Below are 14,918 nucleotides of genomic sequence, written 5' to 3' on the forward strand. Positions count from 1 at the left end.
GTCTAGCGGCGGTCGCGCTGCGCGGGCAGCACCACGTCGTGGTCGCGGCGACGGGCCGGGGTCGCGCGCAGCACCAGCTCCAGCTCGAACCGCTGGTGCGGGTCGTGCAGCAGCGAGCCGAGCGACTGCTCCAGCTGGCGCATGCGGTAGCGCACGGTCTGCGGGTGCACGTCGAGCAGCGCCGCCATGTCCGGCACGCTGCCCTGCACGTCCAGCCACGCCCGCAACGTCTCCAGCATCCGTTCCCGCTGCTTGGTGGTCAGGCCGCGCAGCGGCGCCAGCAGCCGGTCCCGCAGCGTGGCGAGCAGCCGGTCGTCGGAGTGCACGAGCACCGTCGACAGGTGCTGTTCGCAGCGGAGCACCTGGCGGTCCGGCAGCACGCCCTGCTGGGCGAGCGTGAGCGCCTTGCGCGCCCACCGCAACGCGTACACGACCGCGTCGAGCCGCACGGCGGGCCCGATGGCGAGCCTGCACTGCGGCAGCGCGGCCCGGATGGCGGCGAGCCGCGCGTCGGTCACCTCGCCGGGCACCAGGATGCGCGGCTCGATCCCGTCGAGGTCGGCGAGCACGTCCGCTTCCAGGGTGGGTTTGCGCTGGTTGTGCCCGGTGCCGGGGAGGGTGTGCACGGCGATCGGGGACGCCTTCTCCGGCACCGTCCACCCGATCAGCTGCGCGAGCTCGGCGATCGCGGCGGGCGGCGCGGGCGGGCTCTGCAGGATCATCCCGAGCAGGCGGCGGCGCCACGTCTCGAGCGCGCCCGCCGAGGTGGCCTTCGCCTCGAGGTAGCCGTCGAGCGCGACCGACGCGAGCTTGTCCATGTAGGCGAACACGGCGTCGGCGAGCTGCGACATCACCGCCGACGACAGCCCGTTGCGCTTGCCGACCCGCATGACCCGCCGCCACGACACGCGTGCGCCGACGCGGTAGGCGGCCTGCAGGTCGTCGAGGCTCCGGCCCTCGCGCATCTCGTTCTGGCCGAGCTTGTGGTGGACCTCGTAGCACTTCTGCGCGGACGCGTCCGGGTTCGCGATCTGTTCGATGAACAAGGTCAGCGCGTAGTGCACGCCTGCCTGGATGGACTTGCCGTACGGGCCGTCGAGCGGTCGCGCGTAGTTGGGGATCTTGGCGCGAATCTCGTCGACGATCTCCGTGGCAAGGCTCGCCAGCTCCGGCCGCAGAACCTCGGCGAGCGGCCGGGGCAGGGCGTTGTCGAGCTGGAACTCGACCGTCATGTGCTGCCCCCAATCACCACCGCGCGGCGTCGAGCGGTGGCACTACGTATATCGGCGCACGACCGCGAGATGTCACAACAGCACGGAACAAACCCCCGGTTTGTCACCCCGGTGACAAACTAACGACATCCCGTTGTAGCCCGTTGACAATTGCGCACCACGCCCCCGTACCCAGAACCCGCGAGTCTCCCACCCGGAACCCGCGAGTCTCCCGCCCGGAACCCGCGAGTCTCCCGTCCGGGACCGGCGAGTCGGCGGTTCGCGACGCGGCTAGCGCCGGCCGATCTCCACCGTGCGCGCCAGCACCGGCTCGGTGCCGGGATCGGGCGTGGCTTCGGTGTAGACGAGGATGCGCAGCTCGCCGCGCAGGTCGTCCAGCTCGTCGGCGGCCTCCTCGGCGAACCGGTCGAGGAACGCGGACAGCGTCCCGGTCGCCAGCCAGGTGTTCGGCACCTGTCGCGGGCCACCCGGGCCCATCGGCTCGAACGCAGGCGAGCGCTCGTCCCGGAACAGCAACTCGTACCAGTAGTCCTGCCAGTACGGCCGCTTCGTGCGCACGGACACGTTGTACCAGTGGGGCTCGCGTTCGACACCGCCCCCGTGCTACTATCGAACAGGCGTTCGAGTTCGCTGCCTTCCCCGCAGCGCCTGGCGGGGGAATGAGGTGCGTGCGAATGCCGGCGTTGGGTGCAGCGTCGTCGCTGGCCGCTTCTGGTGCGGTGGGAGTGGCCAGCGACCTCGCGTCCGCCCCGGACGACCGGGCCCGGATGTTACCCGTGCACCCGGTCCTCGCCGACCTGTTCCCGTGGGGCGGGCTGCGGCGGGGCGTCACGGTGTCCGTCCGCGGCTCGACGTCGCTGCTGTTCTCGTTGCTGGCGCCACCGACGGCCACCGGTTCGTGGGCGGCGCTGGTCGGCCTGCCCGACCTCGGCCTGCGCGCCGCGGCCGAGCTCGGCGTCGCGGTGGAGCGGCTCGCCCTGGTCCGGCATCCCGGCGCGAAGCTGCCCGCGGTCGTGGCCGCGCTGCTCGACGGCATGGACCTCGTCGCCGTGGATCCCGCCCGCCTGGGCGACTCCCACCTCCGCCGCCTGTCGGCACGCGCCCGCCACCGCGGCGCCGTGCTCATCTCGGTCGGCGCGTGGCCCGGCGCGGACCTCGAGCTGACCCCGGCGCGTGCCCGGTGGTTGGGCATCGGCGACGGCCACGGCTTCCTGGAGGCCCGCGAAACCGTCGTCACCGCGCGGGGGCGGGGCGCGGCCGCCCGTCCGGTGCGGGCCGAGGCGCTCCTCCCCGGCGAGCGGGGCGGTGTCGCCCCGGTCGAACGGTACCTCCCGGTCGACAGTGGACGACGCAGGGTGGAAGCGGTCGTTTCCTAGCCTTTCCCTTGGCGCGCAACGACTTTCCCATTCCGCTTGACGCGCTGATCCTTCGAACGTATGTTCGACCGCGTGGAACGGATGCTCGTCGTGTGGTGCCCCGACTGGCCGGTGACGGCCGCGTCGGCGGCGGCCAGGCTGACCCCCCACCAGCCGGTGGCGGTGGTGTCGGCCAACCTCGTCGTGGCCTGTTCCGCGCTCGCGCGTGCCGAGGGCGTCCGCAGGGGGATGCGCAGGCGGGACGCGCAGGGCCGCTGCCCCGAGCTGGTCGTCTTCGACGACGACCCGGTGCGGGACGCGCGGCTGTTCGAGCCCGTCGCCGCCGCCGTCGAGGAGCTCGCGGTCGGCGTCGAGATCATCAGACCTGGCGTGGTCGCGGTCCCTGCCCGCGGCCCCGCCGGCTACTTCGGCGGCGAGGAGCGCGCCGCGGAACGCCTGATCGACCAGGTCGCCGAGCGCACGGGTGCGGAGTGCGAGATCGGCGTGGCCGACGGGCTGTTCGCGGCCGTCCTCGCCGCCCGGCGCGGACGGCTGGTCCCGCCGGGCGCGAGCCGGGAGTTCCTGGCGCCGCTGAGCGTCCGCGAACTGCACCGGCCCGCCGAGGGGCACCACCGGGCCGACCTCGTCGACCTGCTGCGGCGCCTGGGCCTGCGGACGCTGGGCGCGTTCGCCGAGGTGCCGGAGAAGGACGTGTCGGCCCGCTTCGGCGCCGACGCGGTGCTGGCCCACCGGCTGGCCCGCGGCGCGGAGGAACGACCACCGTCACGACGGCGGCCACCGCCCGACCTGGTGGTCGCCGAGGCGCTCGACCCGCCGGTGGAACGCGTGGACGCGGCCGCGTTCGTCGGCCGCACCCTCGCGGAGAAGCTGCACAGCGGCCTCGCCGCGCACGGCCTGGCCTGCACCCGCCTCGGCATCCACGCGATGACCGCCAACGGCGAGGAACACGAACGGGTGTGGCGGTGCGCGGAACCGCTCACACCGGGCGGCATCGCCGACCGCGTCCGCTGGCAGCTCGACGGCTGGCTGACCGGCGCCGACGGGCGGCCGTCCGCGGGCGTGGTCCGGCTGCGCCTCGAACCGGTGGAGGTCGTGGACGGCACCGCGCTGCAGCTCGACCTGTGGCGCGGCGAGGGCCGCGCGGAGGCCGACGAACGCGCGGGCCGCGCCATGGTCCACGTGCAGGGCCTCCTCGGCCCGGAGGCCGTGGTCACGCCGGTGCTCGGCGGTGGCCGCGACCCCGGCGAACAGGTGCGGCTGGTCCCGTGGGGCGACGAACGGTCCCCGCGCCGCGACCCGGACGCGCCGTGGCCGGGCCGCCTGCCCGCGCCGTCACCCGCGACCGTGCTCGCGAAACCCTTGCCCGCCAAGGTGTTCGACGAGCAGGGGCGGCCGGTCGACATCAGCGCGCGGCACGAGCTGACCGGCAGACCGTGCCAGGTCTCGGTCGACGGCGGTCGCCCGCGCCGCGTGCACGCGTGGGCCGGGCCGTGGGCCACCGACGCGCGCTGGTGGATCAACCCGTGCCGGCGCGCCCGCCTGCAGGTCCTGCTCGACGAAGACGACACCCAGACCGCGCTGCTCCTGGTCCTCTCCGAGGAGCGGTGGACAGTGGAAGGAATCTACGACTGATGCCCAAGCCCTGCCCGGAATGCCCGTTCGCCAACGCGAGCTGCCGAACGTTCGTCATCGGACACCCGAACCCCGTGTGCATGGCGGGCTATCCGGCGCGGACGACCCTGTCCGACGGCATGGCCGACGAGATGGACGGTCTCGACATGGTCGTCCCTTTTCCGCGCCACAGCACGGAGAACGTCCGGGTTCGCTGAACGGAGCTCGCGGAATGAACCGGCAACGCTGATGGGGTGGAACAACCCGCCGGTGCGGTGGTCGGAGGTCGAACGGATCCTGTCCGGACGCCCGCAACCACAGGGCGACGGCGGCGACAGTCCCGCGTGGACACACAGGCGCGAGCGCTACACCGCGCCCGCGGGCGTCGGGCCGCCCAGCGTCACCGACCTCGCCGGCAGCGAGATCCGGGTCCCGTACGCGGAGCTGCACTGCCACTCCAACTTCAGCTTCCTCGACGGGGCGAGCCACCCGGAGGAGCTGGTGGAGTCGGCGGCGCTGCTCGGCCTGGACGCGATCGCGATCACCGACCACGACGGCATGTACGGCGTGGTCCGGTTCGCCGAGGCCGCGCGGGAACTGGGTGTGCGCACGGTGTTCGGCACCGAGCTGAGCCTGGGCCTCACCCAGCCGCAGAACGGGGTCGCCGACCCGGAGGGCGACCACCTGCTGCTGCTGGCGACCGGCGTGCCCGGCTACGGCAGGCTGTGCCGCGCGATCACCGACGGCCAGCTCGCGCACGACAGCGAGAAGGGCCGCCCGGTCTACGACTTCGACGACATCGTCGACCAGACCCGCGGCGAGGTCGTCGTGCTCACCGGCTGCCGCAAGGCGTCCGTGCGGCGCGCGCTGACCGAACACGGGCCGGACGCGGCGTTCGCGCAGCTCTACCGGCTCGCCGACACGTTCGGCCGCGACCACACCTACGTCGAGCTGATCGACCACGGCCTGCCGCTCGACACCAAGCACAACGACCTGCTCGCCGAGATGGCGCTCGAGCTGCGGCTGCCGGTGGTCGCGACGAACGCCGTGCACTACGCGCAACCGCACCGCGGCGAGCTGGCCGCGGCGATGGCCGCGGTGCGGGCCAGGCGAAGCCTCGACGACATGGACGGCTGGCTGCCGCCCGCACCGACCGCGTACCTGCGTTCCGGCGAGGAGATGAAGCGCCGGTTCGCCCGCTATCCCGGTGTGGTGCAACGGTCGGCGGCACTCGGGCTGCAGCTGTCGTTCGACCTGCGGCTGGTGGCGCCGAACCTGCCGTCGTTCGAAGCGGACGGCCGCACGGAGATCGAGCTGTTGCGGGAGAAGACGTTCGCGGGCGCGCTCGTCCGGTACGGCACCCGCGAGCAGGCGCCGAAGGCGTACGCACAGCTCGACCACGAACTGGCCGTGATCGAGAAACTCGGCTTCCCCGGCTACTTCCTCATCGTCGCCGACATCGTGGACTTCTGCCGGAGCAAGGGGATCTACTGCCAGGGCCGCGGGTCGGCGGCCAACTCCGCGGTCTGCTACGCGCTGGGCATCACGAAGGTCGACGCGGTCCGCTGGGACCTGCTGTTCGAACGGTTCCTGGCCCCGGCCCGCGACGGCCCGCCGGACATCGACCTGGACATCGAGTCCGACCGCCGGGAAGAGGCCATCCAGTACGTGTACGAGCGCTACGACCGGCGGCACGCGGCGCAGGTGGCGAACGTGATCGCGTACCGGGCGAAGTCCGCGGTGCGCGACATGGCGAAGGCGCTCGGGTACTCGCCGGGCCAGCAGGACGCGTGGAGCAAGCAGATCGACCGGTGGGCGCCGGTGAAGGAGACCGTCGGCGAGAACGACCACGACGTGCCGGTGACGGTGCTGGAACTGGCCGGTCAGCTGGAGGACTTCCCCCGGCACCTCGGCATCCACTCCGGCGGCATGGTGATCTGCGACCGCCCGGTCAGCGAGGTGTGCCCGGTGGAGCGGGCACGCATGGACAAGCGCACGGTCCTGCAGTGGGACAAGGACGACTGCGCGGCGATCGGTCTCGTGAAGTTCGACCTGCTCGGCCTCGGCATGCTGTCCGCGCTGCGGTACATGGTCGAGTTCGTCGCCGAGCACCACGGCGTCGAGGTGGACATCGACAGGCTGGACCTCGCGGACGAGAAGGTCTACGCGATGCTGCAGAAAGCCGACTCGGTCGGCGTGTTCCAGGTGGAGAGCCGGGCGCAGATGGCGACCCTGCCCCGCCTGAAACCCAAGGAGTTCTACGACCTCGTGGTGGAGGTGGCGCTGATCCGCCCCGGCCCGATCCAGGGCGGTTCGGTCCACCCGTACATCCGCCGCGCCAACGGCAAGGAGCCGATCACCTTCGACCACCCGCTGCTGGAGAACGCGCTCAAGAAAACCAAGGGCGTGCCGCTGTTCCAGGAACAGCTGATGCAGATGGCGGTGGACGTCGCCGACTTCACCGCCGCGGAGGCCGACGAGCTGCGCAGGGCCATGGGCGCCAAGCGTTCGACGAGGCGCATGGAACGCCTGCGGGAACGGTTCTACGAGGGCGCCGCCGGCCACGGCATCGACGAGGAGCTGGCCGGCCGGATCTACGAGAAGCTGATGGCGTTCGCGAACTTCGGCTTCCCGGAGAGCCACGCGCTGAGCTTCGCGTACCTGGTGTTCGCGAGCGCGTGGTTCAAGCTGTACTACCCAGCGGCGTTCTGCGCGGCGCTGCTGAAGGCCCAGCCGATGGGGTTCTACAGCCCGCAGTCGCTGGTGGCGGACGCCCGCCGCCACGGCGTGACCGTGCGGGGCCCGGACATCAACAGGAGCGACCCGCACGCGACGCTGGAACCGGACGACGCGGGTGAGCAGACCGTCCGCATCGGACTGGGCACGGTCCGCACCATCGGCCAGGACCTGGCGGAGAAGATCGTGGCGGAGCGGGAGCGGCACGGCCCGTACCGCGACATGGCCGACCTGGCGCGGCGGACCCAGCTGACCAGAGCCCAGCTGGAGGCCCTCGCCACAGCCGGTGCGTTCAGCGGCTTCGACCTGGCCCGCCGCGAGGCGCTGTGGGCCGCGGGCGCGGTGTCGGGCGAACGCCCCGATCGATTACCGGGCACCACCGTCGGCGCGGAAGCCCCGCCGCTGCCGGGCATGGACGGCATCGAGACCGCGGTGGCGGACGTGTGGGCGACGGGCCTGTCCCCGGACAGCTTCCCGACCCAGTTCGTCCGCAAGTGGCTCACCAGTCAGGGCGCGCTGCCGGTGTCGGCGTTGCCGGGGGTGAAGAGCGGCACCCGTGTGCTGGTCGGCGGTGCGGTGACCCACCGTCAGCGCCCGGCCACCGCGGGCGGCGTCACGTTCCTCAACCTGGAGGACGAGACCGGGATGGTGAACGTCGTGTGCACGCAGGGCCTGTGGACCCGCTACCGCAGAACGGCGCGGAACTCCTCGGCCCTGCTGGTGCGCGGCGTGGTGGAGAACGCGGAGGGTGTCACCAGCCTGCAGGCCGACCACCTGGAGCACCTGGACCTGCGCATCCCCAGCCGCTCACGGGATTTCCGCTGACGAACGGATGGCGCTGGTCGAAGTAGTGCACGCGTTCACCACCCCCGCCACGGCCACGGCCGCGACGCGGCTGGTCTTCGAGTACATGGCCCTCACCCGGGTCGAGGCGGGGTGGCGCGAACCGGCGGGCCTCGACGACCTCCCGCCGGTGCTGCGACGGGAACTGCGCGAGCTCCGGCAGGTCTACCGTCCGCCGGGTGGCCTGTGGGTGGCGTACCGCGCGGGCGAGCCCGCGGGCTGCGTCGGCCTGGCGCCCCGCGGCCTGGGCACGGCGGAGGTGAAGCGGTTGTACGTGCGCCCGGCCCACCGCGGCGGCACCGGGCGGCTGCTGATGGCGTGCGCCCACCAGCACGCGGCACGCAACTACTTCAGCCGTGTCGTGGTGAGCGTCGCGCCGGAACGCACCGCGGTGGTCGCGTACTACCGCGACCTCGGCTACACCGCCGTCGAGCCGCACGAGGACACCCCGTCGGGCATGGTGAACCTGCAACGCCCGATCACCGTGCACGACAACGGGTTCAACTCGTGATGTGGCCGCCCTAGGATCGCCGACGTGCACGACTACGAGGCCGGCAAGGACGGGCTTGCCGTGATCGTCGTCGGCGTCGACGGGACGCCGTCCGCGCTGCACGCTGCCGCGTGGGCGAGCGGCCTGGCACGGCGCGAGCGGGCCAGGCTGGTGTTCGTGTACGTGGAACCGCTGACAAGCCCCGCCTACTGGTCCCCGTTCGGCATGGCCACGGCAGCGGAGGCCGCGGGCGAACTCGTCGGCGAACTCCGCCGCACGATCACCGACTACCTGGGCACCGTCGGCGTGCGCTGGGAACTGGTCCACCACCGCGGCGACCCCGCCCACGGCCTGGAGAAGGTCGCGGAGGAGATGCACGCGGACTGCGTGGTCATCGGCAGAGGCGGCGGCGGGGTGGCGAAGTACCTCATCAACGACGCACGCAGACCTGTCGTGGTCGTCCCCTAGCGTTCGTGCAGACGCGGGCGGAGTCGGCCGCCGATGAGAGTTCGCCGCTGAGGGCTGGGCGGTTAAGAGAGCAGCCTGCCGCCGAGGAAGCCTGCCGCAGAGGGGCGCCACGGCACACGCGGTTCCGTCACCGTCCTGCGCGGAGCCCGCTCTCGAGAAGGTCGCTGTCGAGAGAGCGCTGTCGAAGAGAGCACTGTCAAGGGAGCACGCCCTCGGTGGAGCCCGCTATCGACAAAGCTCGCCCCGAAGGGGGAGCCCGTCGACGGGCGCGCCATCGACGAAAGTTCGCCGCTGAGGGCTGCGCGGTTGAGGGAGTCCGCAGTCGGTGGAGCCCGCTACCGGCGAAGCCTGCCGCCGAAGGGCGCCACGGCACACGCGATTTCGTCACCGTCCTGCGCGGACTCCGCTCTCGAGAAGGTCGCTGTCGAGGGAGTGCCCTTCGGTGGAGCCCGTCGCTGACAAGGCTCGCCCGGAATGGGGCGCTCATCGACGGAGTGCGCCACCGAAGAGAGTTCGCCATTGAGGGCTGCGCGGTTGAGAGGATCCACCGTCGGTAGGGAGCCCCGCCATCGACAAAGCTCGCCCCGAAGGGGCCGCGCCCGTCGACGGAGCGCGCCATCGACGAGAGTTCGCCGTTGATGGCTGCGCGGTTGAGAGAGTCCGCCCTCGGCGAAACCCGCTTCCGGCGGAGCCCGCCGCCAGAGGGGCGCGGCACCCCGCATTCGATTCCGCCGCGGTCCTGCGCGGAGCCCACCGCCGACGGAGGCGCGCCGCCGAAGGGCAGGGCCCGCCACCGGCAAGGCTCGCCCCGAAGGGCCGCTCGCCCACGGAGTGCGCCACCGACGAAGCTTGCTGCCGAGGGGCTCGCCACCACGCACGCGATTCGGCAACCGTCCTGTGCGGAGCCTGCTCCTGAGAAGGTCCGCCGTCGAGGGGAGCGCTGGCGCGGGAGTCCGCCCTCGGCGGAGTCCGCCACCGAAGGGGTGCGCCCCCTGCCGCCGCGGCAGCAACCGCATCCTGGCAACCGGCCACCCGCCACAAGGGCCATCGCCATCGCCCCGTTCCCTAGTCTGCGGGGTATGACCGAGGACTACCGCGACGCCGATCTGTCGAACCAGAGCTGGGAGGGCAGGCAGTTCGCGCACGTCGACTTCGTGGACGCTGACCTGCGCGGGCTCGTCACCAAGGGCTGCACGTTCGACCACTGTGACTTCACCCGCGCCGACCTCGGCGAGTCGGTGCACACGACCTCGGCGTTCCGGTCGTGCACGTTCGAGCGGACGAACCTGATGCACAGCGAGTTCGCGGGCTGCACGTTCCTCGGCACGAACTTCTTCGAGTGCCGGTTCCGGCCGGTGAAGATCCGCGACACCGACCTCACGCTTGCGAGCCTCGCCGGAGCGAACCTGCGCAAGACCACGCTGTCGGGGCTGCGCCTGCGCGAGGCGAACCTGGCCGGCGCCGACCTCCGCGACTGCGACCTGACCGGCACCGACCTGCGGGGCGCGCGCCTGACCGAGACGAAGTTCGCGGGTGCGGACCTGCGCGGGGCCCAGCTGGACGCGAACGGTCTGCGGCAGGCGGCGCTGGCCGACGCCCGCGTGGACATCGACATGGCGATCGCGTTCGCCGCCGCTCACGGCCTCCAAGTGGGTGAATGAGCGGCGCGGCCGTCACGTGCGCGCCCCGGGCCCCTCTATCAGTAGGTGGACCTCGAGGTGCGGCACTTCCGGCTGGTCCAGGCCATCGCGCAGGCCGGCAGCATCACCAAGGCGGCGGCCGCGCTCGGTGTGTCGCAGCCCGCGCTGACCGCGCAGCTGCAACGCGTCGAGCGCCGGGTCGGCGGCCCGCTGTTCCGCCGCGACCGGGAGGGCTGCCACCCGACGGCGCTCGGTGACGTGGTGCTGGCGCACGCGAAGGCGGTGCTGGCGACCGTGCACGAGCTGGACCGCAGCGTCCGCAGGCAGCGCAGCGGCCCGCCCGCCGTCATCCGGGTCGCGGCGACGCCGGGCACGATCACGTCCGAGATGACCACGCTCGTGCCCGAGGTCGTGCGGGCCACTGTGGACCTCACGGTCACCGGCGACCGCGACCGTCAGCTGGAGCTGCTCGCCGACGGACGCCTCGAGCTGGTCGTGTGCCAGGAGGCGCCGGGCCACGAGATCCCGCTGCCCGCGACCCTGGTGAAGGCGGAGGTGGCGGCCGAGCCGCTGTTCGTGGGCGTCGCGGCCGGGTCGCCGGAAGCCGGGCACGAGGAGATCCCGCTGGCCGAGGTCGCGGGGAAGCGCTGGTACACGGCCGCGATCACCGACGACTGGTTCGCGGGTTACGTGCGGGACGTGTGCCTGCGCCACGACGTCCCGATGCCCGAGCTGCAGAGCCTGGACCTGGAGATCGCCGCCGAGCTCGCGGCCATGGGCAACGGCGTGATGCTGCTGCAGGCGGCGAGCCGCACCCGCCCCGGCATCGCCACGCGTCCGCTGGCGGGGGCGCCGCTGGTGACCCGGCACCTCGTCGTGTGGTCGGAGCAGGGCCCGCTGACCGACGCCGACATGCGTGACCTGCTGACCCGCGCCACCGACTGCTACTGGCACAAGGCCCCGGCGCGGCAGGAGGTGTACGCGCGCTGGCTCGCCCGGCACGGCCGGCTGGAAACGTGAGAAGGGGTGGCGGGCCACGGCCCGCCACCCCTTCTCCACACCGTCACGAGCGGGGCGGGTCCCCGCCCTCGACCTCGACGAGGTGGCCGTGCGCCACCAGGTCGCCGATCGCGTCCGGCAGCAGGAACGCCGTGCCACCGCCCGGCTGGTCGAACCACGGGATCGCGGCACCGGTCAGCGCCTGCACCGGCTGGCGCACGCGGTACACGTGGTACGGCCGGTCGACCCACTCCGGCACCAGCGACCGCTCCGTGAACGGCGTGCCCGCGGCGTACACGAGGTTGCCGTCGTCGTCGCCGAACCGGTCGATCTCGGTGCCGGGTTCCAGCTCGACCATCCGCTTGCCGCGGAACAGCGTGAGCGGCGGCTCGCCGGGCAGCGGCGTGATCGGCCACTCGGCCCCCGGCGGGGCAGTGGCGGCACCGTTCGCGGGCCGTGCCGCCGGCTCGCCACGCGGCGGTGACGGCGGCTCCACCCGCGACGGCGGTTCCATCGCCATCGTGTGCGCCGGCTCGCCGCGGGGCGGTGTCCCCGGCGGCGGGGTGAACCCGGGCGTGCCCGGCGGCGGCCCGGCCGGACCACCGGGGGACGGCGGCGTGAACCCGGGCGTGCCGGGCGGCGGGCCGACGATCCGCGTCCCGAACTCGCCCCGCGGCTCGGCACCGCGACCGGCGCCGGGTTCCTCCCGGTCCGCGCCGAAGTCGCCGCCGCCGTTGGGTGGCGTGAAGCTGTCGCGTCCGAAGTCGCCGCCGCCGTTGGGTGGGGTGAAGTTCTCGCGTCCGAAGTCGCCGCCGCCGTTGGGTGGCGTGAAGTTCTCGCGTCCGAAGTCGCCGCCGCCGTTGGGCGGGGCGAAGGCGTCCCGTCCGCCGCCGAACTCGCCGCCCCCGGCAGGCGGGGTGAAGCTGTCGCGACCGCCGAACTCGTCACCGGCGGACGCCGCCGGGGCGAACGCGTCCCGGTCACCGCCGGGGGGCGCGAAGTCGCCGCGTCCGGGCGGGGTGAAACCCTCCCTGCCGCCCGCGGCGGAGAAGTCCCGGCCGGGGCCGCTGAAGTCCTCGATCGGCGCCGACAGCGGCTCGAAGCCGTGGTCCTCGGCGGGCGGCTGCGCGGGCGGGGGCGGCAGCTCCGGGTTCTTCGGGCCCGCCGCCCACCGGTCGGTGTCCAGCAGCAGCTTGCCCAGCAGGAACGCCGACGCGTCCGCCACGTCCTCGAACATCGCGGGCGCGACCCAGTCCTGGTCGTGCCAGCCGACGCGCCAGCCCTCGTCCGTCTGCTCCATGGCCCAGCCGCGGCCGGTGGGCTGGCCGATCCGGTAGGCCGTCTCCGGCACGTCCAGGTCGTCGAGCCGGGCACGCAGGTGGTCGATCTCCGCCGACGCGGGCCCCTGTGACGGCAGCGCGGCACGCGGCGGCCCCGCCGGGGGCATCTTCGGCGCGGGCACCGGTGCCGGCACCGGCATGGCACGCGTCGGCGCGGGGCCGGGCGGTGGCGCCGCGGCGGGCGGCGGGCCGGGACGCGGGCCGGGGCCGGGTGGCGGCGGGCCGAGGAACTGCTGCGCCGCCGCGCGGGTCGCCTCGTCGACCGGCGGCAGCTGGAAGCGCATCCGCCGGATGTGCTCCACCAGGTCCGGCTCCGGCGCGATGTCGTGCTCGCGCAGGTAGTAGTTCACGGCGGCGGGCCAGATCCACGTGCCGTCGGTGTGGAAGGCCACCGGCACGGACTGCTGGCCGTTCGGGTCGAGCCGGTCCACGTCGTACCCGCGGGCCGGACCGACCAGCGGACCGTTGTCCAGGTAGTCGAGGATGTCCTGGATGTCCATCTCGTCGACCTGGGGCCGGTTCACCGAGGGACGGCCGTCCTCACCGGGGCCGTCGAAGATCCGTGCCACCCGGAACCGCGGCGGGCCGGGCGCCCGGTCGGGCATGGGCGCGCCCGGCGGCGGTCCTGGTGGCGGTGGCGCCTGTGCGAGCCTGCGGCGGAGCCACTCCGGCACGTTGTCGTCCGTGCGCGGGAACATCCGCATGTCGTCCGGGTAGGCCTGCGGTGGGGGCGGGAGCTCCCAGTTCGGCTCCTCGCGGTCGTACTCCAGGTTGTAGCTCGACGGGTGGTCGAGCTTGTAGCGGGCGTTGAACCAGGTGCCGCGGCCCTCCCGGTACATCCCGGCCCGCAGGCGGGCGAACAGGCCCTGCAGGTCGGCGGGCATGGTCCACGGCTCGGTGCCGCCGTCGGAGTAGGTGACCTGGCCGGTCGACTCGGCGTAGCGGCCGACCGCGCGGTAGTCGACGGTGAGCTGCTCCCAGTCCTCGGGGGCGACGCGCAGCATCGCCAGCCCGATCTGTTTGACCAGGGCGTCCTGCTCAGTCGGGGTTAGCTGGGTCGGTTGTGCCACGGTGACATCTTCCCTTGTCCTTCGGTCGGCGTCACAGCCTGCTTCTTTACCTGGCCCTCTTCGCACCCGCAAGGTCGCGTGAGCGAGGATGACGACACGTGACGACGTCCGCTGTCTCCTCAGCTCACCACCCGACCGCCCGGTTGCGCGCGGCGGGGGCCGCGCTCGCCGCGCTCGGCGGGGTGGGGCTCGCGGTGCAGGGCCGGATCAACGGCCAGCTCGGTCATCAGCTGAACGACGGCGTTCTCGCTGCTCTGATCTCCTTCTCCGTCGGTTCTGTCCTGCTGCTCGCGGCCTTGCCGATCTTGCCAGCCGCGCGCGCCGGGGTGGGGCGTTTGGTCGAATCGGTGCGGACGATGGCACTACGCCCCTGGCAGCTGCTCGGCGGCACCTGTGGCGCGTTCCTCGTGACGACCCAGGGCTTCACGGTGTCGATCCTCGGTGTCGCCGTCTTCACGGTGTCCGTCGTCGCAGGTCAGATCGTGTCCAGTCTGCCCGTCGACCGCGCCGGGCTCGGACCGGGCGGCCCCCAGCCCATCACACTCCCCAGAGCCATCGGCGCGTCACTCGCTGTGATCGCCGTGATCGTTTCCGTTTCCGACCACGGGGTCGTCACTGATCCGGGTGGACTTTGGTGGGCCGTGCTACCGGCAGTAGCGGGTTTGGGCCTCGCGTGGCAGTCGGCGGTCAACGGCCAGGTGCGGGCCGCGGCAGGCAACGTGGTGGTGCCCACGGTCGTGAACTTCCTGGTCGGCACGTCCGCGCTGCTCGTCGCCGCCGTGGTCGACGTGCTTATCCGCGGCCTGCCGGACGCCATGCCCACCCAGTGGTGGCTCTACACCGGCGGCACGATGGGCATCGTCGCGATCATGACCGCGGTGACGGCCGTCCGGGTGACGGGCGTGCTGCTGCTCGGCATGGCGTCGGTCGCCGGTCAGCTGATCGGCGCCGTGCTGCTCGACGTGTTCGTCCCCGCCGAGGGCGTCGAGCTGTCGGTCACCAGGATCGTCGGCATCACGCTCACGATGGTCGCGGTCGGCATCGCCGCCATCCGCGTCAAGCCCCGCGAGGACGGCACTGCTCGCCCCGTGAGCTCCGCCCGGTGAGAGGATG

The 14,918-nt window shown here is 72.9% G+C and carries 12 protein-coding genes; 9 read left to right on the forward strand and 3 right to left on the reverse strand.

Annotation, left to right across the window (positions count from 1 at the left end; genetic code table 11):
• Positions 1 to 2: 2 nt before the first annotated feature.
• Together ACYQ77_RS03235 and ACYQ77_RS03240 are read right to left on the reverse strand one after the other, a co-directional pair.
• On the reverse strand, positions 3 to 1,232 hold the full coding sequence (locus ACYQ77_RS03235; RefSeq protein WP_459707220.1) for a helix-turn-helix domain-containing protein: 1,230 nt from the start codon (positions 1,230 to 1,232) through the stop codon (positions 3 to 5).
• Between the two features lie 270 nt (positions 1,233 to 1,502).
• The gene (locus ACYQ77_RS03240) at positions 1,503 to 1,790 is read right to left on the reverse strand and encodes a hypothetical protein (protein ID WP_459707223.1); all 288 of its coding nucleotides are present in this window, start codon (positions 1,788 to 1,790) and stop codon (positions 1,503 to 1,505) included.
• Between the two features lie 116 nt (positions 1,791 to 1,906).
• Here ACYQ77_RS03240 and ACYQ77_RS03245 point away from each other — a divergent pair, with 116 nt between their 5' ends.
• The 8 genes from ACYQ77_RS03245 (at position 1,907) to ACYQ77_RS03280 (ending at position 11,416) form a co-directional block, all read left to right on the forward strand.
• A complete protein-coding gene (locus ACYQ77_RS03245) occupies positions 1,907 to 2,608 on the forward strand; it encodes a hypothetical protein (protein WP_459707225.1) in 702 nt (233 codons plus the stop codon).
• Between the two features lie 60 nt (positions 2,609 to 2,668).
• Positions 2,669 to 4,240, forward strand: a complete 1,572-nt coding sequence (locus ACYQ77_RS03250; RefSeq protein WP_459707227.1) for a DNA polymerase Y family protein — start codon at positions 2,669 to 2,671, stop codon at positions 4,238 to 4,240.
• Positions 4,240 to 4,437 (forward strand): hypothetical protein, encoded by a 198-nt coding sequence (locus ACYQ77_RS03255; RefSeq protein WP_459707230.1) that lies wholly within the window; start codon positions 4,240 to 4,242, stop codon positions 4,435 to 4,437. Before ACYQ77_RS03250 ends, ACYQ77_RS03255 begins: the two co-directional genes overlap by 1 nt.
• Positions 4,438 to 4,468: 31 nt before the next feature.
• Complete coding sequence (locus tag ACYQ77_RS03260; RefSeq protein WP_459707233.1) at positions 4,469 to 7,780, forward strand: error-prone DNA polymerase; 3,312 nt, start codon at positions 4,469 to 4,471, stop codon at positions 7,778 to 7,780.
• A 7-nt stretch (positions 7,781 to 7,787) separates the two neighbouring features.
• Positions 7,788 to 8,309 carry a GNAT family N-acetyltransferase gene (locus tag ACYQ77_RS03265; protein ID WP_459707235.1) on the forward strand — a complete coding sequence of 174 codons (522 nt, stop codon included), beginning with the start codon at positions 7,788 to 7,790 and terminating at the stop codon, positions 8,307 to 8,309.
• Between the two features lie 24 nt (positions 8,310 to 8,333).
• Positions 8,334 to 8,756, forward strand: coding sequence for a universal stress protein (locus tag ACYQ77_RS03270; protein ID WP_459707237.1), 423 nt, complete (start codon positions 8,334 to 8,336; stop codon positions 8,754 to 8,756).
• Positions 8,757 to 9,835: 1,079 nt separating this feature from the next.
• Positions 9,836 to 10,417 (forward strand): pentapeptide repeat-containing protein, encoded by a 582-nt coding sequence (locus ACYQ77_RS03275; protein WP_459707240.1) that lies wholly within the window; start codon positions 9,836 to 9,838, stop codon positions 10,415 to 10,417.
• A 45-nt stretch (positions 10,418 to 10,462) separates the two neighbouring features.
• On the forward strand, positions 10,463 to 11,416 hold the full coding sequence (locus ACYQ77_RS03280) for a LysR family transcriptional regulator (protein ID WP_459707242.1): 954 nt from the start codon (positions 10,463 to 10,465) through the stop codon (positions 11,414 to 11,416).
• 43 nt (positions 11,417 to 11,459) lie between these two features.
• On the opposite strand, the gene ACYQ77_RS03285 is transcribed toward ACYQ77_RS03280, so the two are convergent.
• Entirely contained in the window at positions 11,460 to 13,805 is a 2,346-nt protein-coding gene (locus ACYQ77_RS03285) for a TNT domain-containing protein (RefSeq protein ID WP_459707244.1), read from the reverse strand.
• A 98-nt stretch (positions 13,806 to 13,903) separates the two neighbouring features.
• On the opposite strand from ACYQ77_RS03285, the gene ACYQ77_RS03290 reads away from it, so the two are divergent.
• On the forward strand, positions 13,904 to 14,911 hold the full coding sequence (locus ACYQ77_RS03290) for a DMT family transporter (protein ID WP_459707246.1): 1,008 nt from the start codon (positions 13,904 to 13,906) through the stop codon (positions 14,909 to 14,911).
• Positions 14,912 to 14,918 lie beyond the last annotated feature (7 nt).

Source organism: Actinophytocola sp. KF-1, from assembly GCF_054661535.1.